Raw genomic sequence first — 25,000 nt, 5'->3', positions numbered from 1 at the left:
CCTCAAGTGAAATACTTTGAGGGGTTTTGTTTATGGGGCTTATTGCTTAAAGCGATTACTTTTAATATATCGCCCCACAGGGTTTTTCTCAGCACGTTTACGACGTATATCTTTGGGATTGATCGTTAAAGGTCGATAAACCTCAACTCGATCACCAGCTTGCAAAATCGTATGTGCTTCAACTTTTGCACCAAAGATGCCAAGTTGTAATGGCTCAGGCAAACTGACCTGTGTCTGCAAGCCACTCGCCTCAACTGCTTGTAATGCAGTCATACCAGCTTCAAATGGAATAGCAACTAAAAACTGTTGCTCTGGGGCTGCATAAGCAACCCACACTTGCTGAGCTTTTTCCATCAGATAATTTGTCCAATCACCGCAATCATGGCAATAACAATTGAAAGCGGCAATACAATACGTACCGCAATGCGCCATAAGTTATAAAACAACTCATTGCTAAAATTCATAGATTTACGTAAATGGCTAATTTTCATAACCCAGCCAGCAAAAATGGCATAGATCAAGCAAATGAGTAATCCCCAAAGCATCAAAATCAGCGTAAAGATGTTATGAAGCTCAGGCACAGCCCAAACAGCAATCGTTACAACAATAATCACCCACTGTAAAATAGGCATAAGCTGACGCTGAGCAAGCTGCTCTCTAGCCAATTGTACAAATAACGCTGTGGTCATTACTGCGGTAAAGATCCAAGTAAAAACAGGAAGCTGTGCTTGTAAAGAAAAGAAACCAAAGGCAATCACAGCAATTAACTGAGCTAACCAAATTGGAAGAACAGTTTTCGTTGCACCTTCTTGCGACTGAACAGTACCTACACTATTTTGCCAGTAAAGCCCTAAGCCCAATCCACTCGCAACAAGTGCAAGTACAGTCGCATTACCCCATTCTTTAAACTCAACATGGGTCCAGTGCCAAGGCTGTAAAGTTGTTCCCATTGTGTTAGCTAAAACAAGAGAAGCAATTACACCAACCGTCATCAGTAAAATTAAAATTTGACGTGGAATAAAAGATAAAATGAGAGCCACAACAGCAAGGCCAGCAAAAACAAGTTGTCCTGAAACACTATTATTAAGTTGTGTAGTCAGTAAATTGCCAGCGGTACTTAATACATTACCAGCTAAAAATGGAATAAAAATAACTGCAAGCCAGCCAACCAAACGCCATTTTGGGGAACTATCTGCTTCACGAGTTAAACTTGATAAAGCATTTAAGGCTGTAGTCTTCGACCGTTTTGCTAAAGCAATTTCCAAATAACAAACTGGTAGTGCCAATAGCAACATTGTGCCTAACCACAACAACCAGAAATCGAGTTGACGATCAATCTGGATGCCCATCGTGGGTGCCAATGTCGCCATAATGATGAAAGATAAGCAAAACGCCATCAGGGGCGATAACCATCGTGACATAGGTATGTCCTGCATTATGCATTCCTTGAAAAAGACTAGAGATATTTTGCCCGTGTCATGCTTGAAAATCAAAGTTTGCTCAATAAAAAAAGCAAACTACCGAAATGATAGTTTGCCGCGCTAACTGAAATTATGAGTTATTTTTATTTCAGTTTATGAGAAAAACCGAGCAAACCAGTTTTTCCCTTTTTTCTTTTCTTTTTCTCTAATAATTCCCATCATATTTTCTTTTACTGCTCCTACATAATCGGCATCATCATGTTGAATATGGTTAATTAACCATTTAGCCAAAATTTCTTGTAATTCTGCTTCAATCGTGTGCCCCATTTCAAAACGTTCACGATATAACTCTATTTTTTTAATAAATAAATCATGTACACGTTTATGAGGTACACGATATTTATAATCAGCTTCCTCTTGCAAACTTTCTTCGAAAGTAAAATGTGATTGCGTGTAATCGATAATATTGTCTAGAACATCTTTAATACGACGTCTATCCTCTTCATCTTTTACATCATCAATTTCATTAATATAATCAAGTATTCGTTTATGTTGCTCATCAATAACATCAATACCCGTATTATATTCTGAAGCCCATTTCATTTTCATACATCTCCCCAATGATGATTAATGATCGTTGCATAAACTGCATGATATATTTAAAGAATATAAATAAAAACAAACCTAATTTGTCGGCTTTAGCATATAAAAATTATATTTAACTCAAGTTATTGTTTTTTAAATATTAAATTAAAATTAACCAACTAAAATAATAAAGTATTTTTTGAACAAACTATTTTATTATTAAATGATAAAAATATATAAACATCCTTATTCATATATTTTAAATGTATTTTATATTAATACTGATCTGCACGCGTAATACGTTTAAGTTCAGGATTTTCCTGTTCGCGCTTTAATCTTTCTACAAAAGTAATCGCTTTTTTAATTGGTTGACCATGTTGAAATAAAATCATTTCACCAGGTTGGTATGCTGTCCAATTTTCATTATGTGTTAAAGGTTCAGTGGTTATTACTGCCACACGGTCTTCTGGAGTGGTTACCTGGCTAAAATCGACTTCGACATCTAAGTCAATTAAATGCGCATGATTAAATGGATATTCACGAACGAGCCAATGTAATTTAGTAATGGCATAACTAAATAATGCTTTGCCATTAGATAGACAATAATTAAATGTGCCGTATTCCGCAATTTGCGGAGAAATCTTTTCTAACACTTCAAATATCTGTTCAAGACTTGGTTCTTCATAACCAAAAGCTTCAACGAGTTGATCGAGCAAATAACAAAATGCACGCTCACTATCGGTATTACCTACTGGTGTGAAACGTCCACTTAATGGCGGATTAAAGTCATGTAAATCACCATTATGGGCAAAGATCCAGTGTCGCCCCCACAACTCTCGAATAAACGGATGAGAATTTTCTAAAGTGATTTTACCTTGAGTGGCCTTACGGATATGAGCGATCACGTTACGTGATTTAATAGGATAATTACGAATGAGATCGGCAATTGGAGACTCAACTGCTGATTGGTTATCAACGAATAAACGGCACGCTTTATCTTCGAAAAATGCAATGCCAAATCCATCACTATGATCTGAGGTAATTCCTGCACGCTGTGAAAAACCACGGAAGGAAAAAGTGATATCCGTTGGTGTTGCACAATTCATTCCTAATAGCTGGCACATATCGCTTTTTAAACTACTTCTAATTACCCCATCTGCTCTATTGTGCATGAGAGTAAAAGTGCTTGCAAATCTCAATATGTGCTGGCTATTACAAAATAGAAAATATGATTAACGCTGCACCATTTTATTCATAACAAATGAGGTCGCAACTTTATTCACCTCAAGAAATACAAAATAATCCAAACAGTTAAACTCTTCATCAAAAAATGCCTGTTTCGATAGTTTTGACTGCATGCTCAGATACATTTGGAACAGCTTTGGCATACGTTCATCTTGTGGAAAGCTAAACTCAGGATATTCAGGTTCATAGATTTTTTTTGAACGGATATCAATCGTTTTGCTTTCTGGTAACTGCTGAATCTGGCGATGCGTGTAGTACGCTCTAGCCAAATTATCTTGCAAATGAATACTGACACAGCCCATTAAATATTTAGCACGCATTGACCATAGCACTTTCGGTGCAAGATTTAACCACAACATAGATAACGCTTTACCATTACGAAAGCGGGGATGTACACAAGTACGGCCTATTTCTAACACATTTGGAAGATGGGATAATTGAGGAACTATATCAAACTCATGTGCGCTGTAACTCTGTGCTATTTCATGGCCTTGAAATAGTTTTAGACGCGTATACGCTACAATTTCTCCAGTCCACTTTTCACGTAAGACTGCGTGCTCACAACCAAAATCATAAATATCTTGGTCTAGGTTATCTTCAAACTTGATTCCGAATTGTTGACTAAATTGTTGTGCACGAAACCGTTGTACATCTTGTAATTCTTTTAAATTATCAACCCATTCAAAACGAAATTGCGTCTGATTTATTGCTTTATGACGATTTAAAGGTAAAGTCCAGGTTTGGCGATATTGATTAAATTTTTCCAGCATAATGAACGCTCCTAGTGACACCCCCTACACTAGTCAAAGCTCATGACAAAAAAATGACCAAATTAAAATGGTATAAAAAAAGACCACCTAGGGTGATCTTTTTATTAAGAATAACGGATTTCTTAAGCTGTTTTAGTGCGATTAGAAATCAATGTTCCAACGCCATGATCAGTGAAGATTTCAAGTAATGTTGCATGTGGCACGCGACCATCAACAATATGCGCACTCACAACGCCGCCTTTAACAGCATCAAGCGCACAGCCTACCTTAGGAATCATACCGCCATAGATCACACCTGTTTCAATGAGGCGATCAACTTCTTGTGTCGTAAGACCAGTTAACAGATTTTTATTTTCATCAAGCACACCGCTAATATTGGTGAGCAAAATTAATTTCTCAGCGCCTAATGCTTCTGCAACCTTACCTGCAACTAAATCAGCGTTAATATTATAAGTATTGCCTTCTTCATCTACACCTAGCGGTGCAATAACTGGAATAAAGTCACTTTGGGTGAACATTTCCAATACATCTGTTTTAACGCCAGTCACTTCACCAACCATACCCAAGTCGATATGTTTGATAGAACCATCTTCTTCCTGCTTTTCCATAAGCAATTTGCGGGCACGAAGTAAATTGCCGTCTTTACCTGTTAAACCAATCGCACGTCCACCGTGTTTATTAATCAAATTAACGATTGATTTATTTACGCTCCCACCTAAAACCATTTCAACCACTTCCATAGTTGCAGCATCAGTTACGCGCATACCGTCAATACGGTCAGATTCACGGCCTAACTGCTTTAAGAATGAGTCCACTTGTGGCCCACCACCGTGAACAACAATCGGATTTAATCCTACAGTTTTAAGTAAAACAATGTCTCGAGCAAATGAACTTTCAAGCTCCGGATCAGTCATTGCGTTGCCACCGTATTTCACCACCAGCGTTTTACCAGTAAAGCGTTGAATATACGGCAAAGCTTCAATCAAGATTTTTGCTTTGTCGACACCGATATGCTGATGTTGTGGCATTACGCCTCTCCTTACTTAGGCCTCTGAAAGTTCTTGTGCAATTTGCGGATAGTGTTCTTGCAACATATCCACAAATTTTTGCTGGATTTCCTTTAATCGTAAAGGATTATCTGCATCAAATCGTACTGTAAAGTATTCACCAGTATTTGATGCTCGAATAATGCCAAAACCATCATCAAAATCAAGACGTACGCCATCAATTTTACTAATACGTGCCCCTAAGCGATGACTCAAAATCTCAATATCTTGTAATACATACTTTGGATCAGACTGATACGTACCAATATAGGTATCTTCTGTACAACATCTTTCTGGATATGGGGCAAATAACTCAGAAATTGTTGTAGCACTCGATTGAGTAAAATACTCCATTACACGTAATGCAGCATACAAACCATCGTCGTAGCCAAAACCACGGCCATCATTAAACACATAATGACCTGCATATTCTCCACCGAAAATGGCACGCCCACCCGACTGAGACAAATAAGCCCGTAGGAAGCTACTTCCCGTGCGGATCATTTTTGCTTTTCCGCCAAGTTTCTCGACAGTTTCTTGAACCATACGCGAACATTTCACATCAAAAACAATTTCTTGCTCTGGGTGCTGCTCAAGGCACATTTGGGCAAAAAGCGACAATAAGCGGTCTGCGGTCAATATCTGTGCTTTTTCATCAACTAAAACAACGCGGTCTCCATCACCATCCAAAGCAATGCCGATATCCGCCTGCTGCTCAACTACAGCTTTACGCAAATGAGTTAAATGTGCCGCATGTGAAGGGTCGGGTGCGTGATCTGGAAACTCACCATTTGGATTAGTGCGTAAAGCAATGACTTCACAACCCATTTTTTCCAATATTAATTTTGAACAATGCCCAGCTGAACCATGCAAACCATCTAAAACAACTTTTAAAGGACGTTTTAACTGAATATCTTTAAAAATGGCTTGTTGGTATTGCTGGCAAAATTCAGCTTTAAATTGCGGTAAGGTTAACTCAAGTACAGAAATTGAATGAGATGGTACATAAGTTTGAGCTTCTTCACCCACCTGTTGAATCATTTCCGGAGACGGCGGTTCGCCCTTTAAAATCCACTTAATACCATTGTCAGATTTTGGATTATGGCTTGCGGTCACCATAATGCCATTGCCCCCAAAATCTCGGGCAATGTAGTACATCATTGGTGATGAACAGCAACCAATGTTGGTCACTTTTAAACCTTGTTCTATTAAAATTTCTTCAATTAAGTGTGCATAGGCTGGGCTTGTGAGACGGGCATCATAGCCAATCACTAATTGAGTTTGTTTTGCTTGTTTGTATTGTTGTGCCAATCCGTAGGCAATTGAACGGACAACATCCGTGGTTAAGTAAGAAAGTTTGCCTCTAATATCGTAAGCACGAAAAATACTTTTTGGAAATGAGTGTCTTACATTCATAGCGTATCTTCTATTTAAAGATCAATTCGATCTATCGCAAAAACATAGATTATTCAAAATTTTTGAAAGGTTTGTTTGCTAAAAAAGTTAAAAGAATATGAGTAAAGCGTGTTGTAATATAATCCATTGTAACATTCAAGATGTAAAAAGAAACGCCTGTTCAACAGGCGTTTGATTTTCGTTAATATTTAAAAAAACTTATTGTTTACCTGTATGGCCAAAGCCACCAGCGCCACGTAAAGTTTCTTCAAATTCTTCTACTTGCTCAAATTCAGCTTGTACGACTGGCACTAAAACATACTGTGCCAAGCGCTCACCTGGTTCTAAACGGAATGTGGTTTGACCACGATTCCAAACTGAAACCATCAATTCACCTTGATAATCCGAATCAATCAAACCAACTAAGTTGCCAAGCACGATACCGTGTTTATGACCTAACCCTGAACGCGGTAAAATTAAACCAGCAAAATTTACATCATGAATATAAATTGCCATACCTGTTTTAACTAAAACAGTTTGTCCTGGTTCAATATCAATTGCTTCATCTAAACAGGCACGTAAATCTAAACCCGCTGAACCTGCTGTTGCATATGAAGGTAAAGGCCATTCTTTACCTAAACGCGGATCGAGCAATTTCACTTGAACTTTCATGGGATTTCCTAAAAATTAAAAAAATTAACGCTTTAATAAAGCTTTTAAATTTGCCAGATATTGTTGAGCCTGTTCTTTAGGATCAACATTAGCCGCAATTTTCTTTTTACGCCCTAACCACTCAAGCTCATCTTGCGGAAGCTCATCAAGGAAACGGCTAGGCGTCATTTGTTTCATCTGTCCACCATTTTTACGCTGTTCCGCTAGAGTTAACGTTAAACCTTGGCGTGCACGTGTAATTCCCACGTACATGAGACGGCGCTCTTCCTCAATGGTTTCTGCTGCAATCGAGTTCTTGTGAGGCAATAGTTCTTCTTCAAGTCCCATAATGTATACATATGGGAATTCCAGACCTTTTGCTGCATGCAAAGTAAGAAGGTTAACTTTGTCCGTATCTTCTTCTTCCTGCTGCTGTTCTAACAGATCGAGCAGAACCAGTTTTCGAATGACACTTTCAATATTCTTTTCATCGACGTCTTCTGCACGGTTAATGAGGTTTTGAATACTGGTAAATAAATTCTCAATGTTATCGAGCTTACTTTTCTCTTGTGCAGGTGTTGCAGACTGTTCACGAACGTAATCCATATAACCCGCTTCATTCATCATTTGACGAACTTTAGGCACAGGCTCATCATCTTCTAACAATTCACGCGTAAATGTCGCGATAAAATCGGCAAACTCATGAAGCTGTGTTTCTGCCTTTTTAGGAAGCACCATGCTTAAACGCTGGTCAGCAGAAGCACCGAGTAAAGACAAATTGTTTTCTTGTGAGAATAAACCTAGTTTCTCTAGAGTAACAGGGCCAATCGCACGTTTAGGTGTATTAATAATTCGCAAGAAAGCACTGTCATCTTCTGGATTAATAATAAGACGCAAGTAACTCATCACGTCTTTAATTTCTGCACGCGCGAAGAACGATGTACCGCCAGAGAGTTTATACGGAATTTGCATTTGGCGAAGCTGGGTTTCTAATACACGAGCCTGAAAGTTCCCGCGATACAACACAGCATAATCTTTCCAGTTCTTACCGTTCATCAGCTTATGAGTCAGTAAGTCTTTTACCACGCGTTCTGCTTCATCGTCATCATTACGACATGTAATGATTCGGATGACTTCCCCATGCCCTTTATCACTCCACAATTTCTTGTCAAAAATATGTGGGTTGTTTTGAATCACACAGTTGGCTGCTTTTAAAATACGGCTGGTCGAACGGTAATTTTGTTCAAGCTTAATAATATGTAGATTTGGGAAATCTTGTTTAAGCAATGCCATATTTTCAGGCTTAGCGCCACGCCATGCGTAAATCGACTGGTCATCATCACCTACCGCGGTGAACTGCCCCATTACACCAACTAATAGTTTGACCAAAATATACTGAGCAGTGTTGGTATCTTGATATTCATCGACCAATAAGTAACGGACACGGTTTTGCCACTTGTCACGTACTTCTGCATTTTCTTGCAATAAGCGTGTTGGCATAACAATAAGGTCATCAAAATCGACGGCATTGTAGGCACGTAAATTACGTTCATAAAGTTGATAGAGATGTGCAAACTGGACATCTTCTGGTGTTTCACAAGTCGAATGTGCTTGTTCTGGCAAAATCAGATCGTTTTTCCAATCTGAAATTTTCTTCATTGCCTTGGCAATTAATTCTTTACTCTCTGCACCCGATAAATTGTCGCGATGCATGAGATCCATCAAAATACGTTTACAGTCGTCTGCATCCAAAATCGAAAAATTAGCTTTTAAAGGTAAATTTTTAAGTTCTAAACGTAAAAGATTTAAACCAAAAGTATGGAAAGTCGAAACGGATAAACCTTTTGCTTCTTCACGTGACAAAAGCTTAGTCACACGTTCTTTCATTTCACGTGCAGCTTTGTTTGTGAAGGTCATCGCGGTTATACGATGCGCAGGAATACGGCAATGTTGCACCAAATAGGCAATTTTACGCGTAATTACCGATGTTTTACCTGAACCAGCGCCAGCAAGCACCAATAAAGGGCCCTGAGTATATTTCATGGCTTCTTCTTGCTTGTTGTTCAATTGACTGGCAGATGACATCGTGTATTACCTATTAATTTTTCGAGCATGATTATAGTCATCTCTTTTTTAGAATCCCAATAGTAAATCTACGGATATGTATAAATGATGTCTAATAATGCAATTTATGCGCCGCAGAATGTCGTGATTATTTCTTATACTGCACACATAAAAAAACCACCCGAAGGTGGTTTTTGAAACAATAAACTAGATCTTATTGTTTAGCATAAATGCTGATTTCTACACGGCGGTTTTGTTCACGGCCAGATGCAGTTGAGTTATCTGCGATCGGGTTAGATGAACCATAACCTTGCGCGTCGATACGGCTAGCAGAAACGCCTTGGCTAGCTAAATAACTACGTACTGATTGAGCGCGTGCTTGTGATAATGGAATGTTGATAGAGTCATTACCAGTGTTATCAGTATAACCTGTTACAAGAATTGCACTCTTGTTATCTTCAGCCAAAGTTTGAGCCACTTTGTTCAAAGTTGCGTAGAAGTTTGGCTTGATGTTTGATTTGTTTGTATCAAAAGTAATGCTACCAGGCATGATCAATTGAACAGAACCATCTGGGTTACGGCCAACGTCTACACCAGTACCCGCCATTTGTTGACGAAGTTTTTTCTCTTTCTGGTCAAGATATACACCACCAGCAGCACCAAGAACTGCACCAATTGCCGCAGCACGGTTGTTTTGACGGCTAGAGTTTGCATTTGATTTAGAAATACCATAACCAGCTGCTGCACCAATTAAAGTACCTAATGCGGCTTTATCGTATTCAACGCCACCAAGATTATTACCAGTTGTTTGACAACCAGAAAGAACTACTGCTGCCCCTACTACTGTTGAAATAACTAATGCACGCATTGCATGCCTCCTCACTTTGTGTGTTTTGTTGTCTGAATGAATAATGAAACAAAAAGGAAGTATAAAACATTGATATTTTGTTAATAATAAACAGTTTAGTTATGTTTTTGTAATATTTTGATGCACTTTAAGATGCTAGCTCATCACAATTTCTTCATTGTTGTCTAAGATAACGTTGTATTTCATATTATGACAGTTATAGTTGAACAACTTTTCTATGGATTTGAGACATTCGGGGTCTTTTATATGTCAACTGCACCCAATAAACAATCTGCGCTAAAAAAAATTACACGTGGACTCACTGTAGGTACAGTCATTACAGGAAGTACTTTTTTTCATGGTCCTCCTGTTCTTGCATTAGGTCTGACCAAACTATTAAAAAAATCATCAAAAATAGATGAAACTAATATTCAAATTACAAATAGCTGGTTAGGGGTAAATAATTGGTTAATTGACCATGTTCTACCCAATCTAAAATGGGACATTACCATTGATGAAGGACTTGATCTGAATATGCATGGTCGTTATTTAATGACCTGTAATCATCAAAGTTGGGTAGATACAACTGTAAATCAATATTTTGGTTTAACTCGTATGCCCCTTACCCGTTTCTTTACTAAATGGGAACTCATCTTTATTCCTTTTGTTGGGCAAGCATTTAAAATTTTAGGCTTCCCAATGATGAAGCGTCACACTAAAGAACAGATCGCGAAGAATCCTGAACTTAAAGACCGTGACATGATGGAAGCACGTAAAGCTTGTGAGCAGCTTTTAAGTCAGCCCTTCACACTATTAAATTATTTGGAAGGGACTCGTTTTACTCAAGAAAAGCATGATCAGCAAAAATCACCTTATAAGCATTTGCTAAAACCCAAAGCAGGTGGCTTAGCACTTGCATTAAATATCTTGGGTGACAAAATCGATGCCCTAGTTGATATGACTATCGTCTATCCTGATGGTGTACCGGGATATAGTGATTTCTGGCTCGGAGATGTTTCAAAAATTGCGGTTAACTTACGTAAAATTGAAATTCCAGAGTGGGTGCTTGGCGGCAATTATGAAGATGATGCAGCTTATCGTGAACGTTTTCAGCAATGGGTTCATGACATTTGGACTGAAAAAGATCAACTTATTGAACAAATGAAGTCTCAATATACCACTGTAAATATTTAAGAAAGCGCCCGTTATTATGCAAAACAGTTCTGGGAAAAAAACGAAATATCATCATGTAGACCCAAACAGCCTTTCATTTAAGCTGTTTTTGGTCTACGACATCTTTATGGTGTTTATTATCATTTTTAACTTGTTCTGTCTTGCGACTAATTTCTTTCTAATGAGCAGTATTGGGGCATGGTTCTTTGAACATATTCACTTGCCCCAAGTACTCAGCTTTTATCGTACTTCACTACATCCGTGGGTGATTACATCAGAAGCTTGGTTTATTGGTTTTTTAATTGTTGAGTTGCTTGTGCGCTGGGCTATTGCGATTATCAACAAGCACCATAAACGTTGGTTCTTTTTCCCGTTTATTCACTGGTATGAAATTTTAGCTATTATTCCTCAACTCCGTTTTTTACGTTTATTCCGCGCAGGGATTATTGCTTACCGTTTACATGAGTTAGGCTATCCAGTTGTTCCGGAAAGCTGGCGAAAAACTGGGTTGTTTTACTATCGCGTCGTAATGGAAGAGTTATCTGACCGCGTTGTAATTACCGTGATTGATGGCATTAGATATGAACTTGAAACCAGTTCTAGTCATAAACAAATTATTCACGACTTGGTTAATCATCATCGTGAACAATTTACTGTCGCTCTAACCGCATTATTACAAGAGTCTTTAGCGACCGCTTTAAAAGAACAAAAGCCTGCCATTACAAAAGGTGTGGGTAAAATTGTAGATCAAGCCATCATTGATACACCTGAGTTAACTCAATTATTACGCTTAATTCCTTTGGTGGGCGGCCGCATTGAACAACAAATTCAAAGTATTGGTCAAAGATTAGGTGAAAATATTAGTGCAGGTTTAATTGAACCTTTAATTGAGGGATCTCAAGATACTCCAAATCCCACTTATCAATTAATTTCTCAAAGAGTAAGTGAAATAAATATTAATAATCGTCAGCTTGAGCAATTGGTTGAATCTGTCGTGTTTGAGACACTGGAGTCTGTACGCAAACAAGTTAAGGTCAAACAATGGCAACAAACCCTTGCGGAGTATGATCGAATCAAAGAATAAGCATTTATTTAATTTTTTATGAATCACGCTAGAGAATTGGCACGAATTGTTCTAGCATTTGCCCTATTTACAATAAACTTAACGATATTACAGCTCGTTTAACGCCTTGAAGGAAGACTTATGGCTGATATACGGATTACCGGCAGAATGGTTAACTTTAGCAGGATAACCTTCGATACCAATGATCATGATGTGATCCGCCAGCAATTATCAAATATTTTAAATGAAGGTTCCTATCAAGGAACTTTAGTGATTATTGACAGTACAGTTGAGCAAGAGTTAATTGCATTGATTCAACTTCTGGTGAGCTTAGGTTTACAACCAATGGCGGTAATCGACGGTCTTTTAGGAGATGAAGCTCGCGCTATTCAATTCCCTGTTTTACCGGCAGATCAACCATTACAGCGCATTAAAGCAACAGCTGAACAAGTGGCGATTGTGGAAAAACCTACTACGGCCCCTGCCTCGTCTTCATCAGAAACAAAAAAACCACTAAACAAGATAGCGGTCGCTCATATTACCTCTTATCATGATGAAATTTTGCGTACAGGCCAATCCCTTGTACAAGATAACGGCGATATTATTTTAAAGGCTGGCATGAATAGTGGTTCCGAGGTAATCGCTTCAGGAAATATACATATTTATGGCACAGTTCGTGGTAGAGTCATTGCTGGTGCGGGCGGGCACGCAGCTGCACGCATTTTTTGCCAATCTTTAGAGGCTGAGCTCGTTTCCATTGCCGGAACGTATTGTGTCGCAGATGATATCCCTAAACATGTGGTAAAAAAACCAGTACATATTTATTTAAATGAAAAGCAAGAGCTTGAATTTGAAGCTCTAGAACTTTAATTTATTAAGCAAATCACCAAAAAACAGCCCTTTTAAGGGTGTATGACCATAATAGGAGTGGATTCGGTGGCCAAAATTGTTGTCGTAACATCAGGCAAAGGTGGTGTAGGTAAAACTACAACGAGCGCATCTTTTGCAACAGGTTTAGCCCTTCGTGGTCATAAAACTGTTGTGATTGATTTTGATGTAGGCTTACGTAACCTTGATTTAATTATGGGTTGTGAGCGTCGTGTTGTTTATGATTTTGTTAATGTTATTAATAACGAAGCACGTCTGCAGCAAGCCCTTATTCGCGATAAAGATATCGAAAACCTTTATATTTTACCGGCTTCACAAACACGTGATAAAGATGCGTTGAGCGACGAAGGTGTTGCTCGAGTTATTGATGAGTTATCTCAAGAGTTTGATTACATCATTTGTGACTCACCTGCAGGGATCGAGCGTGGCGCAATTTTAGCTATGTATCATGCAGATGAAGCAATCATTGTAACAAACCCTGAAATCTCTTCAGTACGTGACTCTGACCGTATTATTGGTATGTTAGATAGCAAAACCAAGAAAGTTGAACACAACGAAGGGCGTATACGTAAACATTTATGTATTACACGTTTTAACCCGGAACGTGCTGACCGTCAGGAAATGCTGACAATTGATGATATTTCTAAAGATATTTTACGCGTACCGACATTAGGTGTTATTCCAGAATGTCCAAGTGTATTACAAGCATCAAACGAAGGTAAGCCAGTTATTCTGTATTCAGAAACTAAAGCTGGTCAGGGGTATGATGATTTGGTTGCACGCTTCCTTGGTGAAGACCGTCCTTATCGACACATCACAGCTCAACCTAAAGGCTGGTTAGCACGACTATTTGGAGCGTAGATATGGCAGGATTCTGGAGTAAATTATTTAGCAGCGAAGAAAAACCATCAAGTGCTCAAACTGCCAAAGATCGTTTGAAAGTTATTGTTGCTTCTGAACAAGGTTTAGGCCGCCGTTTAAGCCAAGACAAAATTGATCAGATGAAAAAAGAAATCATGCAAGTGGTTAGTCGTTATGTTAGCGGTGTAGGTGAACAGCATATCCAAATGCAAGTTCGCTCTGAAGCTAATATCGAAATGTTAGAAATGAATATCAATTTACCTGAAGAACGATAATTCTATTTCTGACTATTCAATAAATCAGAATCAAGGCAAAATAACGCAAGTTATTTTGCCTTTTTTAAAATGAGGAGATTGTCATGGCATTATCACAGCCAGCAACTTTCAATGAAGAATGGTCCGATGAGCGTGTTTTTGCCTACCTCAACCAACTTCCTCCAAGTGGTGTGAATGCAGATTTTCATGTGCTCTACCATGCATTCAAACATATGCGCCCAACAGACTATGAGCGTCTTTTAACGCAATTTATTGCGGACGGACGCGATATCAATGCAACAAATCCTGAAGGTGAACGCATTCATGACGTGATTGCTAAGTTTCCGCGTCAATCGGCACCATTTTTAGAAGTTCTAGCAAAGTTTGCCTAGTTTTTCTATTTGAATAAGACTGCATAATCTATCTTAGTAAAACTTAAGAGATAGATTATGTGGTTTATTTAATTACCTAAATTATTTATATTTATTACAAATAATCTTAAAGTCATCAACACCATTTAATTCTAAATATAAATTTATGAACCCAGAACATATTAATTTAAAACAAACACAATCCATCCAGTCAAATCATATAGAAAATTTAAAAATTATTAGTGTTAATAAATTTATCTTTCTATCCTTAATTTCGTTTGGCTTATACCCAATTTGGTGGATGTTTAAGGCATGGCGATTTTTTCTAATCAAAGATAAGTTAAATATTATGCCCGCTGCTCGTGCAATTTTTTCTATATTATTTTTATATTCACTATTTAATCACATAAAAAACTATGCCAAAGAACAAGGGTATACTAATGATTTCTCTTCAGTTTGGATGTATCTAGGATATCTCATTGCATCTTTACTGGTTGGCCTACCTGATCCTTACTGGCTTATCTCGCTCTGCAGCATCATATTTTTAATCCCAGCCTTTAAAGCGTTGAACTATGCACAAAAACAATTAAATACGACAATTGAGCAAGAAAAGTTCAATACACCTCAAATCATTTTAATTATTATAGGATCTATCATGTGGCTGCTGATTCTTGTCAGTTTTGTTATATTATTCCTATATCAGTGATCTAAACTTATCGATTAAAAAAGCCTCTTAAAGAGGCTTTTTTCTTATCTAAACTTATCGATTACCAATCAGGAAAATACCAAATACGGTAAAAATACCGCCCGAAATACCATCAATCCATTTTGAAAAATTACGATAAGCTGCTCTAAAACTTGGTAATGAAAAAATAAAAGTCACAAAGCAAAACCATAAAATTGTCTCGACTGTGACAATAATAAAGAGTAGCCAGTGAACCTGATCAAGTTGAGGATTAGCTAAAAATAAAGAGAAAACACTACCAAAATAAATAACAGCTTTCGGATTTGATAGATTAGTTATTAGACCTTTTATAAAAAATAAGTAAGGTGCTTTAGGGAGCTCAACAGCAACATTGCCCTCTTGCTGATTTTTTGAAAAAGCCGAACGTAGCATCTGATAGCCCAACCAACATAGATATAAGCCACCAGCAATGAGCAACCCTTGCTTTAACCAAGCCATTTTTTCAAAGATAAGATTTAGCCCCATCAGCGCCAAGCACGCCCAAAACATAACACCCGCCGTTATACCAGCAACGACCAGCATAGCGTCTTTACGAGAACGACTAATGGCGGTTTGAGATACAAGAAAAAAATCAGGCCCAGGAGTGATAAGTGCGCAAAAGTGAATAAAGGCTAAAGTAATCAGAGCTAATAGCATGTCTTTCTCCTGATTTAATTCATTGTTATTTATTTAGGGAAAATACATTAGCATTTTTTTACTAGACGATAAAATCTTTAAGTCATTTATAAATAGGTTCACTTTATTTAAGTTATAAAAAAGCCTCCGAAGAGGCTTAAATTATACGTATTAAACTAGAATATCCCGCTTACCATTAGGGCCCATTGAGCTCACAATGCCGTTCTCTTCCATTTGGTCAATGATACGAGCGGCACGGTTATAACCAAGGCTAAATTTGCGCTGTAGCGAAGATGTAGACGCTTTTCGAGTTTCTAATACGAATGACACACATTGATCATAGAGTGCATCTCGGTCAGAACCACCCTCACCCTCTTCAAAGCCACGTGATGCAGGCTCTTCATCAAATGGAGTCAAGATTTCATCAATATAATCAGGCTCGCCACGCTCACGCCAAGCATCACAAATACGGTTTACTTCATCATCACTAATGAAAGCACCATGCACACGTTCTGGCTCAATTTTACCTGGTCCTAAGAACAGCATATCACCATGACCTAACAAGTCTTCTGCACCACCAGCATCCAAAATAGTACGTGAGTCAATTTTACTGTTTACACGCAGTGCTACACGCGTTGGAATATTTGCTTTAATCAAACCGGTAATAACATCAACAGATGGGCGTTGAGTTGCAAGCAATAAGTGAATACCAGCAGCACGAGATTTTTGCGCTAAACGCGTAATCATTTCTTCTGCTTTCTTACCAACTTGCATGATCATGTCAGCGAACTCATCCGCAACAATGACAATAGATGGCAATGGCGTTAAACGAGGTGCACGTTCTTGTGTCGCTGAATCACTTGGCTTCCAAGTCGGATCAATTAAGTCTTCACCATTCGCAATCGCTTCTTCAACTTTACGGTTATAGTCACTTAATTTACGAATTTTTAAGAACGACATAAGTTTATAACGACGTTCCATTTCATTCACACACCAGTTCAAAGCACTTACCGCATCTTTCATGTCAGTAACGACTGGAGTTAATAAATGTGGAATATCATTATAGTTTGCAAGTTCGAGCTGTTTTGGATCGATTAGAATTAAACGTAATTGATCAGGCGTATATTTAAGCAACATCGATAAAATCATCGAGTTGACCGCAACCGATTTACCAGAACCTGTCGTACCAGCAACCAACATATGTGGTGCTTTCGCTAAATCAGTGAGTACAGGATTACCTGAAATATCTTTACCCATCGCCATACTAATTAATGCACTTGGGTCGCGATATGTTGGTGTTTCCAATAATTCAATCAAACGTACCATTTCACGGGCACTGTTTGGCACTTCAATACCAATGTATGGTTTACCAGGAATAACTTCGACCACACGTACAGATGCCATCGACATTGAACGTGCCAAGTCACGTGAGATATTCGTGACCTTAGAAGCTTTAACACCCGGCGCCAAATCTAACTCAAAACGAGTAACAACTGGCCCTGGTTGAGCCTCTACCACCTGAGCTTTAACATTAAATTCTTGCAGTTTAATTTCAAGTAACTCAGACAAACGAGAAAGCTGCTCTTCAGTAAAGTTGACTTTCTTATTCGGATCGACCTTATCGAGTAGTTCAAGACCAGGTAACGTTGGCAAATCCAAACGCTTTTTGGCAACTTGCATTGCACGAGACATTGGTCGACCTGATGCATCAGTTAATGGCGCATCAAAATCGAAATCATCTTCATCAAAATCAGAATTTTCCTGCGGTTTCCCAGCAGTCTCCTGCCAAGCCTCAATAAACTCTTCTTTTGAAAGTTTGTCAGCCTGAATAGTCGTTTGAATAGGAGCTTTTACAAATGCTGAAGATTGCGCATAACTACTTGCTCTTACAGGCTCTGCTGGAGCAATGTCTTCATCTATTAATAAATCATCAAAATCTTCAAAGACTTGTTCATTTGCTAAATTTTTAGGTGACTGATTTAAATTAGAGTTAGGCGAAGATGTTTCATTCGCAATATTAATAGATTGCGAAGTTTGTTCGGTTTCTACATGGTGATCTTGAACAAACGGTGTATGCACATCTGTTGCAGTTTTACTGTTTGGAACCGCAGCAAGTAACTCATCAAAGATCTCATCATCATTCCAATCAAGACCATGAATGTCTTGTTTAGATGAAGGCTGATTTTGATTTACTTGAGAAATTGTTTGCTGGAATTGCTCATGAGCAGGAACTTGCCCTGTTTCTGTCGAATCATCAGCAGCTCTTAAAAGCGCATCAATTTCTTGCTTATGACTCGCATCATCGCGCTGTAAAGCACGCCATACTTCGCCAGTTGCAACTAACCGTTGGCTATCTCGTTCAAGTTTATGAGCCTGCTCAAGCGTATGCTCAAAGTTTTGAGTATTTGCAACTGGTGTATCTGCAACAGCTTCAGGTCGGCTCTGCTCTTTCGCTAGCACATCTGCAAATAAGCGCTCAGCAACCGCATCATGTCGTGTTGTCGTAGATTGCGGTTGAGCTGTATCAGATTGAGCTGGTATTTCTTTCTCATCTGAAGCATTCTCATTTGTCTCTGTATTTTCAGCAACTTTAACTGCGCCTGCTTTGTTGGCAGGTTGAGTTGTTAAGTCATAATCCGATTCATTCGGTGATACATTTTTATAAAATAAATCTTGCAAATAACTTGGTGTAGCTTTGAGCGTAATCCATGTTTTATTCCATTGCACCCCAAATGCAAGAGTAAACAAGACCACTCCGAAAACCAATAAAAATAAGGTCGCACCGTAAATTGTTAATAATTGAGATAAGCTTTGACCTAACTCATAACCAATAATTCCCCCAGCTGCATTATCTAAAGTATCTGCCGGCACATTCCAGTGCAAATAAAGTAGGCTAGATATTACTAGAATTAAAAAGAATTGAGCAGCGTAACGAAATGGACGATTTAAGAAACTACGTGGCCACCAAACCTGAATTGCTTCAATGAAAAGGAAAATTGGAATAAGCAAACTTGCCCATCCTAAAAAACCAAACAGCAAATCTGCAATCCATGCGCCAGCAATACCACTTGCATTGGATACTTGCTGAGTATCACTGGAAATATGCATCCAGCCCGGGTCAAATGGTGTATATGTTACTGTTGCCAAAAACATATAAATACCAAAAGAAACCAAGAATAATGTCATCAATAAGCGCTGTGCATAAACACTTGACACCGCAGTCATATACTGTCCTGTAACCCATTTAATTATTGGTTTAGAGATGTGAAGAACTACATTTTAGATCTTCAACGAATGAACTTTATATTATGCACCTGTTCTTACAAAAAAGGTGCATGATTCTTTACAGTTGTTGTTAACATAAGGCACTTCTATATTGTTATATAACTTAATTCGATTGACCTGATCAATATTATCCACATTGATTTAACGCTATTGGTCGGCAAATTCACGTATAATTTTCAAAATTCTCGAAATAAATAAGGATACCCTCAATGAGTGCTCGTCATTCTCGGTTAATTATTCTCGGTTCTGGTCCTGCGGGTTATAGTGCAGCGGTATATGCAGCACGTGCAAACCTTAAACCTACTTTAATTGCAGGTTTACAACTAGGTGGGCAGCTTACAACAACAACCGAAGTTGACAACTGGCCGGGCGATCCTGAAGGTTTAACAGGTCCTGCATTAATGGATCGTATGCAAGCACATGCTGAACGCTTTGGTACAGAACTCGTCTATGACCATATTAACGAAGTGGACTTAAATGTACGTCCTTTCGTTCTTAAAGGTGACATGGAAGAGTACACATGTGACGCTTTGATTATTGCAACTGGTGCTACAGCTCAATATCTTGGTTTAGAGTCTGAACAAAACTTTATGGGCCAAGGTGTAAGCGCATGTGCAACATGTGACGGTTTCTTCTACAAAAACCAAAAAGTAATGGTTGTAGGTGGTGGTAACACTGCTGTTGAAGAAGCACTTTATTTATCAAATATTGCTTCACATGTAACGTTAGTACACCGCCGTGATACTTTACGTTCTGAAAAGATTTTGCAAGATCATTTATTTGCCAAAGAAAAAGAAGGCAAAATCAGCATTATCTGGAACCACGAAGTTGAAGAAGTATTGGGTGACAATACTGGCGTAACCAGTGTTCGTCTTAAATCAACTCAAGATGAATCTAAGCAAGACGTAGAGGTTCATGGTCTGTTCGTAGCAATTGGTCACAAGCCAAACACTGGAATGTTTGAAGGCCAGTTAAACCTACGTGATGGCTACATCCAAGTGCAAAGCGGTACCTCTGGTAATGCAACAGCGACTTCTGTAGCTGGTGTTTTTGCTGCTGGTGATGTCGCTGACAGCATTTATCGCCAAGCGATTACTTCTGCTGGGTCTGGCTGTATGGCGGCTCTAGATGCTGAAAAATATCTAGATAATCTTTAATTAATAGATTTCTAGAGTTTAAAAACAGCCGTTCTTATAACGGCTGTTTTTTTAGAATAATGACTAGCTGACATATATTAATTTTTATAGCATAACCTTAAAGCTCATCTTATTTTGTTTCTATGAATACACTTCCACTTTCTCAATTCATTTTTCCTGACCCGATTGAAGCTGACCCAGATGGGCATGGTTTAATTTGTATCGGAGCGGACCTCTCCCCTTCTACCCTATATGAAGCATACACCCATGGTCTCTTTCCTTGGTTTAATGAAGATGAGCCTATTTGTTGGTGGAGCCCAGAACCTCGTTGCGTGATCTACCCTCAAAACTACAAGCCCAGCAAGTCATTACTGAGAAATATGAAAAAACATGACTATGCAATTACGGTTAATCATGCCTTTGAACAAGTTATTCGCTCTTGCTCTTTGCCAAGAAGTTATGCAGACGAAACATGGATTAGTGAAGATATTATTCAAGGCTACTGTGAGATGTTTAATGCTGGTTATGGTTACAGTATTGAAGTATGGCAACAAGAGGAGCTTGTAGGAGGTTTATATGGTGTTACGATTGGTAAAGGATGTTTTGGTGAGTCAATGTTTAGCAACGAAACCGATGTTTCAAAAATGGCTTTTTATACATTAATGCTCATTGGACAAGAAAATCAGCTACCATGGATAGACTGCCAACTCGTAAACAGTCACTTAATTAGTCTGGGAGCCAGTACACTTTCTCGTCAAGACTACTTAAAATCGTTACAAGATGTAATTATTCACCCCTCTATCAATTGGAAAAAGTATCAAGAACGTGTATTTTCAAGTAAAACAATAGCATTAGATGCAAAATTAATGGAATGATAACAGGAGGGACCAATCATGAAATCATATCACCCGAAGTCCCTTTTAAATGATCTGCAGTATTATATTACTCCACCTCATGATTGCAGCTATCTAGAAAATAAATCAGCACGCATGGTGTTTTTAGATCCCATCCATCGAATTGATGTGGTCACTCTTTCAGAACTTTCTCGTTTAGGCTTTCGCCGTAGTGGCGACTTTGTTTATCGCCCTGAATGTCACTTATGTAGACAATGTTTGTCTTGTCGTGTCCCAGTGGCCGATTTCCAAATGAACAGCATGCAAAAAAAAGCATGGAAACGAAATCAAGATCTCACCATGACTGTTCTGCCTACGCGACAAGCAGCCCAAATTCATTATGATTTATACGAACGCTATATTAATGAACGCCATGCAGATGGTGATATGTTTCCACCAAGTCTAGATCAGTTTGAAAAGTTTTTAGTACATAGCTGCACAGATAGTTTTTTTCTTGAGCTTTGGAAAGACAATCGGCTCATTAGCGTTTCTACTTGTGATTTAATGGATGATGGACTATCGGCTGTCTATACATTCTTTGATCCCGATGAGCATCGTAGATCACTTGGTGTTTACTCTATTCTTAACCAAATTGAATATGTGAAATCGCTCGGTTTAGAATATCTCTACTTAGGCTATTGGGTGCCTCATTCAGCCAAAATGAACTATAAATCGCAATATACCCCTTTAGAACTTCTGCTCGATGGGCAATGGCGCCGTTTAAACAGGTCATTATCACCAGAAGAAATTCAACAGCTAGGTACGTCTCTTATGACTACGTTACCTTCTGAATGGAATAATTTAATCATTAAATAAAGATGCGAAATCATCTGTACAGGTTTTTACCATAATGACCGCATGTTCGCGCCCACCATCTTGGGTAGGATAATAATTGCAACGCAGGTCAATTTGGTGAAAGCCTGTTTTTTCATATAAACCGATGGCAGCTTTATTACTTTCACGAACTTCTAAAAAGATTTGTACTGGCTGATTTTTTAATTTTTCAATTGATGCACTTAATAACTCATATCCTAAACCCTGCCCTTGCATTTTAGGGTCAACGGCCATGAGTAACAAATTAGCTTCATCTAAAACAGGCTGTAAAATACAAAACCCAACCACTCTGTTTTGTGACTCAATCACTGTACATTGATAAGAATTCAAAGATTCAATAAATTGCTGTCTTGACCACGGATGGGTCTGAACTGATTTTTCAATTTGAACAACAATATCCACATCAGTGTTTTGCATAATACGAATCATGAGTTTCAACGCAATGAAGATTCCAAAGTAGTGCGTATTATAAAAACTTCCCAAGAAAAAACGAGCAAAAAAAAGGACAATTGAATTGCCCTTTTTTCAGTATTTTTTAAAGACCTAATTTTTCTCGCCAAGTTGCCAACAATGCTGTGGTATCCGAATCATTTGGATGAAATTTTGGTCTTAAAAAATCAAGTAACTCTGGAATTTGACGAGTCATAAAACCTTTACGACCATACATGAACTTAAGCATGTACTTCGTATCTTTCCAAGTTAATTTATCATCAGTTTTAAGTAACTTAGCAGTAAAATAAGACTGAGTTGCGAAGATTAATGCCATTGCAATAATCAAGGCTGTTGAACGCATAAAATAAGCTTTCGGACCTTGTCCATACATGCTGGTATACACATCAAATGCGACAGCTTTATGTTCATTTTCTTCAACTGCATGCCACATCCACAAATGATACATAGTGTCGTCTTGGAACATGGCCTGAATTTCAGGGTTTTGTAAAAGTTCAGCTGCAATGGTCGATGTGAAATGCTCTAGAGCACAGGTTCCAGTCAAATCAATCATTTCTTTGGTATAGCCAAAAGGTTTCATTAATTTGGTTACAACAGCTGTACCCATCTTAATGACTTTTCCTGTTTGCTTTTCCATATGACGCACATCATAACCATAAGCCTGTGCTGAAGCATTAAATGCTAAATGCTCTTTGGAGTGCATCGCTTCTTGACCAATAAAAGCACTAATTTCTTTTTGAAGATCTGGATCAGCAAGCTTTGGATCATTTCGAACAGCACGCGTACTATTTACAAAGAACTGCTCACCTTCTGGAAAAAGGGCCGATAATGCTGTCATAAAATGTGTTAATGCTGCATCATAATTTGCCCAATAACGTGGGACCTGAGCAAATTCAAAATCCATACGACGCACAGGGAAACTAGCGCCAGCACGATTGGAAATATTTACCTTAGCATTCATCTCAGACTCCTTTTAAGTGAATAGCTAATTCACATATAACTTTATTTATTTTCTTAATATTTATAATCATACGTCTTTCGATGTACCAATTAAGTGCAGATGAGGACAGAGAAATATCAGATGAGGTCATTCATAGACACATAAAGGTGCAATATCTGCTCCACGATCTCTTTAATATAATTATAGAAAAATAAAAAAGGGCCACTATCGGCCCTTTATAAATCATGAATTAAATCTATAAACCTAATTTTGCTTTCCATGTTTTCAATAGACCAACGGTATCTAGGTCATTTGGATGAAAGCCAGGTTTAAAGTAAGCTAACATTTCTTTAGCCATACCACTAATAATACCTTTAGATGGGCTATATCCGTATTTGTAAATTACTGATAATTCATCTAAATTCAACTTGTTATCTTGCTTTAATAAACGAAGCACAAAGGATGACTGGATTAAAAAGATTAAAGTCATAGCAAATACCAAAGAACTGGTTCGTAACGCATAAGCTTTTATGCCTTTACCAAACACACCTTCGTACACGTCATAAGCTACGGCTTTATGCTCATTTTCTTCAATCGCATGCCAATACCACATTGTTGACATTGTCTCATCTGTCATAAGCTCTTGAATGTGCTTATTGACCAATAATTGCGACGCAATAGTAGCGGTAAAATGCTCAAGAGCGGTTGTAGCAGTCAAGTCAACCATTTCTTTTGTCATACCGAAAGGTTTGACAATTTTTACAAAAGTTTTAATGGCTGTTTGAATTGCCGTATCGGTAAATTTCTCTAACGTTTCTACATCATGACCAAACTTTTGAGCAGAAGCATTGAAGTTTACATGCTCTTGAGTATGCATTGCTTCTTGCCCAATGAAAGCACTAATTTCTTTTTGGAGCGCTTCATCATCTTTAATAGCTGGGTGATAACGTACTGCTCTTACACTATCTATAAAGAATTTCTCACCAGCGGGAAACAGTGCTGACAATGCAGTCATAAAGTGTGTGAGTCCAGCAGAACCATTCATCCAATATTCTGGTACATCATTAAAGTCAAAATTCATACGACGTACTGGAAAGCTTGCACCTGCACGATTCGTAATATTCACTTTAGCATTCATACCCAAAGCTCCTTAGTAAGTAACCCTAGTTACTCAAACTTTATTGTTCGTTTTCTTAATTCTTATCATACAAATTTAATAAAAAGGATTAAGGGGAAATAAGGACATTGAAATATCAGTTAGGGCCAGCCTTTATAGTGATTGTTAGACAATTAAGTATAAAAAAAGCGCTCTAAAAAGAGCGCTTTTTTCACTGAAAGTGATTATGCAGTTACTTTCGCAACAACACCAGCACCTACAGTACGACCACCTTCACGGATCGCAAAACGTAGACCTGGGTCCATTGCGATTGGGTGGATTAATTCTACTGACATTTCAACGTTGTCGCCT

Annotated in this window: 25 protein-coding genes and 1 pseudogene; 10 read left to right on the top strand and 16 right to left on the bottom strand. The window is 38.2% G+C overall.

Annotated elements, in window-relative coordinates; genetic code table 11:
• Positions 1-39: 39 nt before the first annotated feature.
• The 10 genes from JGE69_RS00130 to JGE69_RS00085 all read right to left on the bottom strand — a co-directional run bounded on the left by JGE69_RS00130 (position 40) and on the right by JGE69_RS00085 (position 10,045).
• On the bottom strand, positions 40-354 hold the full coding sequence (locus tag JGE69_RS00130) for an RnfH family protein (protein WP_199111771.1): 315 nt from the start codon (positions 352-354) through the stop codon (positions 40-42).
• Positions 354-1,421, bottom strand: coding sequence for a hypothetical protein (locus JGE69_RS00125; RefSeq protein ID WP_005075306.1), 1,068 nt, complete (start codon positions 1,419-1,421; stop codon positions 354-356). Before JGE69_RS00125 ends, JGE69_RS00130 begins: the two co-directional genes overlap by 1 nt.
• A 153-nt stretch (positions 1,422-1,574) precedes the next feature.
• A complete protein-coding gene (locus JGE69_RS00120) occupies positions 1,575-2,030 on the bottom strand; it encodes a bacteriohemerythrin (RefSeq protein ID WP_002121698.1) in 456 nt (151 codons plus the stop codon).
• A 251-nt stretch (positions 2,031-2,281) separates the two neighbouring features.
• Positions 2,282-3,130, bottom strand: a complete 849-nt coding sequence (locus JGE69_RS00115; RefSeq protein WP_033848359.1) for a class II glutamine amidotransferase — start codon at positions 3,128-3,130, stop codon at positions 2,282-2,284.
• A gap of 108 nt (positions 3,131-3,238) precedes the next feature.
• The gene (locus tag JGE69_RS00110; protein ID WP_002121744.1) at positions 3,239-4,021 is read right to left on the bottom strand and encodes a GNAT family N-acetyltransferase; all 783 of its coding nucleotides are present in this window, start codon (positions 4,019-4,021) and stop codon (positions 3,239-3,241) included.
• Positions 4,022-4,143: 122 nt separating this feature from the next.
• Positions 4,144-5,049, bottom strand: coding sequence for an acetylglutamate kinase (gene argB, locus JGE69_RS00105; RefSeq protein WP_002121716.1), 906 nt, complete (start codon positions 5,047-5,049; stop codon positions 4,144-4,146).
• Between the two features lie 15 nt (positions 5,050-5,064).
• Complete coding sequence (locus tag JGE69_RS00100; protein WP_199111770.1) at positions 5,065-6,483, bottom strand: phosphomannomutase/phosphoglucomutase; 1,419 nt, start codon at positions 6,481-6,483, stop codon at positions 5,065-5,067.
• A gap of 198 nt (positions 6,484-6,681) precedes the next feature.
• The gene (gene dut / locus JGE69_RS00095) at positions 6,682-7,134 is read right to left on the bottom strand and encodes a dUTP diphosphatase (RefSeq protein WP_002121799.1); all 453 of its coding nucleotides are present in this window, start codon (positions 7,132-7,134) and stop codon (positions 6,682-6,684) included.
• Between the two features lie 24 nt (positions 7,135-7,158).
• Positions 7,159-9,198, bottom strand: a complete 2,040-nt coding sequence (locus JGE69_RS00090) for a UvrD-helicase domain-containing protein (protein ID WP_005070868.1) — start codon at positions 9,196-9,198, stop codon at positions 7,159-7,161.
• Positions 9,199-9,391: 193 nt separating this feature from the next.
• Positions 9,392-10,045: an OmpA family lipoprotein gene (locus JGE69_RS00085; RefSeq protein WP_005070886.1), complete on the bottom strand. Its 654-nt coding sequence runs from the start codon at positions 10,043-10,045 to the stop codon at positions 9,392-9,394.
• A 246-nt stretch (positions 10,046-10,291) separates the two neighbouring features.
• Between JGE69_RS00085 and JGE69_RS00080 the strand changes: the two genes are divergently transcribed.
• The 7 genes from JGE69_RS00080 to JGE69_RS00050 all read left to right on the top strand — a co-directional run bounded on the left by JGE69_RS00080 (position 10,292) and on the right by JGE69_RS00050 (position 15,340).
• Positions 10,292-11,218 (top strand): acyltransferase, encoded by a 927-nt coding sequence (locus tag JGE69_RS00080; RefSeq protein ID WP_199111769.1) that lies wholly within the window; start codon positions 10,292-10,294, stop codon positions 11,216-11,218.
• Between the two features lie 16 nt (positions 11,219-11,234).
• Positions 11,235-12,281 (top strand): hypothetical protein, encoded by a 1,047-nt coding sequence (locus tag JGE69_RS00075; RefSeq protein ID WP_086264821.1) that lies wholly within the window; start codon positions 11,235-11,237, stop codon positions 12,279-12,281.
• Positions 12,282-12,401: 120 nt separating this feature from the next.
• Positions 12,402-13,130 (top strand): septum site-determining protein MinC, encoded by a 729-nt coding sequence (gene minC / locus JGE69_RS00070; RefSeq protein WP_199111768.1) that lies wholly within the window; start codon positions 12,402-12,404, stop codon positions 13,128-13,130.
• A 66-nt stretch (positions 13,131-13,196) separates the two neighbouring features.
• Entirely contained in the window at positions 13,197-14,009 is an 813-nt protein-coding gene (gene minD, locus JGE69_RS00065; RefSeq protein ID WP_002121719.1) for a septum site-determining protein MinD, read from the top strand.
• 2 nt (positions 14,010-14,011) lie between these two features.
• A complete protein-coding gene (minE, locus tag JGE69_RS00060) occupies positions 14,012-14,284 on the top strand; it encodes a cell division topological specificity factor MinE (RefSeq protein WP_000896934.1) in 273 nt (90 codons plus the stop codon).
• Between the two features lie 83 nt (positions 14,285-14,367).
• Positions 14,368-14,655 (top strand): PA4642 family protein, encoded by a 288-nt coding sequence (locus tag JGE69_RS00055; protein ID WP_033848348.1) that lies wholly within the window; start codon positions 14,368-14,370, stop codon positions 14,653-14,655.
• Between the two features lie 145 nt (positions 14,656-14,800).
• Positions 14,801-15,340 carry a hypothetical protein gene (locus JGE69_RS00050; RefSeq protein WP_033848346.1) on the top strand — a complete coding sequence of 180 codons (540 nt, stop codon included), beginning with the start codon at positions 14,801-14,803 and terminating at the stop codon, positions 15,338-15,340.
• A 54-nt stretch (positions 15,341-15,394) separates the two neighbouring features.
• Here the strand turns inward: JGE69_RS00050 and rhtC are convergent, their stop codons facing one another.
• Both rhtC and JGE69_RS00040 read right to left on the bottom strand, forming a co-directional pair.
• Entirely contained in the window at positions 15,395-16,015 is a 621-nt protein-coding gene (gene rhtC, locus JGE69_RS00045; protein ID WP_031947563.1) for a threonine export protein RhtC, read from the bottom strand.
• Between the two features lie 150 nt (positions 16,016-16,165).
• Entirely contained in the window at positions 16,166-19,219 is a 3,054-nt protein-coding gene (locus JGE69_RS00040) for a DNA translocase FtsK (RefSeq protein WP_199111767.1), read from the bottom strand.
• A gap of 269 nt (positions 19,220-19,488) precedes the next feature.
• Here JGE69_RS00040 and trxB point away from each other — a divergent pair, with 269 nt between their 5' ends.
• The 3 genes from trxB (at position 19,489) to JGE69_RS00025 (ending at position 22,124) form a co-directional block, all read left to right on the top strand.
• A complete protein-coding gene (trxB, locus tag JGE69_RS00035; RefSeq protein WP_086260976.1) occupies positions 19,489-20,436 on the top strand; it encodes a thioredoxin-disulfide reductase in 948 nt (315 codons plus the stop codon).
• A gap of 122 nt (positions 20,437-20,558) precedes the next feature.
• Positions 20,559-21,290, top strand: coding sequence for a leucyl/phenylalanyl-tRNA--protein transferase (gene aat / locus JGE69_RS00030; RefSeq protein ID WP_005070905.1), 732 nt, complete (start codon positions 20,559-20,561; stop codon positions 21,288-21,290).
• Positions 21,291-21,308: 18 nt separating this feature from the next.
• Positions 21,309-22,124 carry an arginyltransferase gene (locus JGE69_RS00025; protein ID WP_004703325.1) on the top strand — a complete coding sequence of 272 codons (816 nt, stop codon included), beginning with the start codon at positions 21,309-21,311 and terminating at the stop codon, positions 22,122-22,124.
• Here the strand turns inward: JGE69_RS00025 and rimI are convergent.
• The 4 genes and pseudogenes from rimI to JGE69_RS00005 form a co-directional block, all read right to left on the bottom strand.
• A complete protein-coding gene (rimI, locus tag JGE69_RS00020) occupies positions 22,110-22,571 on the bottom strand; it encodes a ribosomal protein S18-alanine N-acetyltransferase (RefSeq protein WP_199111766.1) in 462 nt (153 codons plus the stop codon). The two genes, JGE69_RS00025 and rimI, sit on opposite strands and share 15 nt — an antisense overlap.
• A gap of 106 nt (positions 22,572-22,677) precedes the next feature.
• Entirely contained in the window at positions 22,678-23,553 is an 876-nt protein-coding gene (locus tag JGE69_RS00015) for a metal-dependent hydrolase (RefSeq protein ID WP_002121736.1), read from the bottom strand.
• A 235-nt stretch (positions 23,554-23,788) separates the two neighbouring features.
• The gene (locus JGE69_RS00010) at positions 23,789-24,670 is read right to left on the bottom strand and encodes a metal-dependent hydrolase (RefSeq protein WP_002121792.1); all 882 of its coding nucleotides are present in this window, start codon (positions 24,668-24,670) and stop codon (positions 23,789-23,791) included.
• A 203-nt stretch (positions 24,671-24,873) separates the two neighbouring features.
• Positions 24,874-25,000, bottom strand: a pseudogene (locus tag JGE69_RS00005) (elongation factor Tu); the annotation flags it as partial.

Source organism: Acinetobacter sp. C13 (genome assembly GCF_016809775.1).
Lineage (GTDB): Bacteria > Pseudomonadota > Gammaproteobacteria > Pseudomonadales > Moraxellaceae > Acinetobacter > Acinetobacter pittii.
The sequence above is the reverse complement of the archived record's forward strand: the minus strand, read 5'-3'. Positions and strand labels throughout refer to the sequence as shown.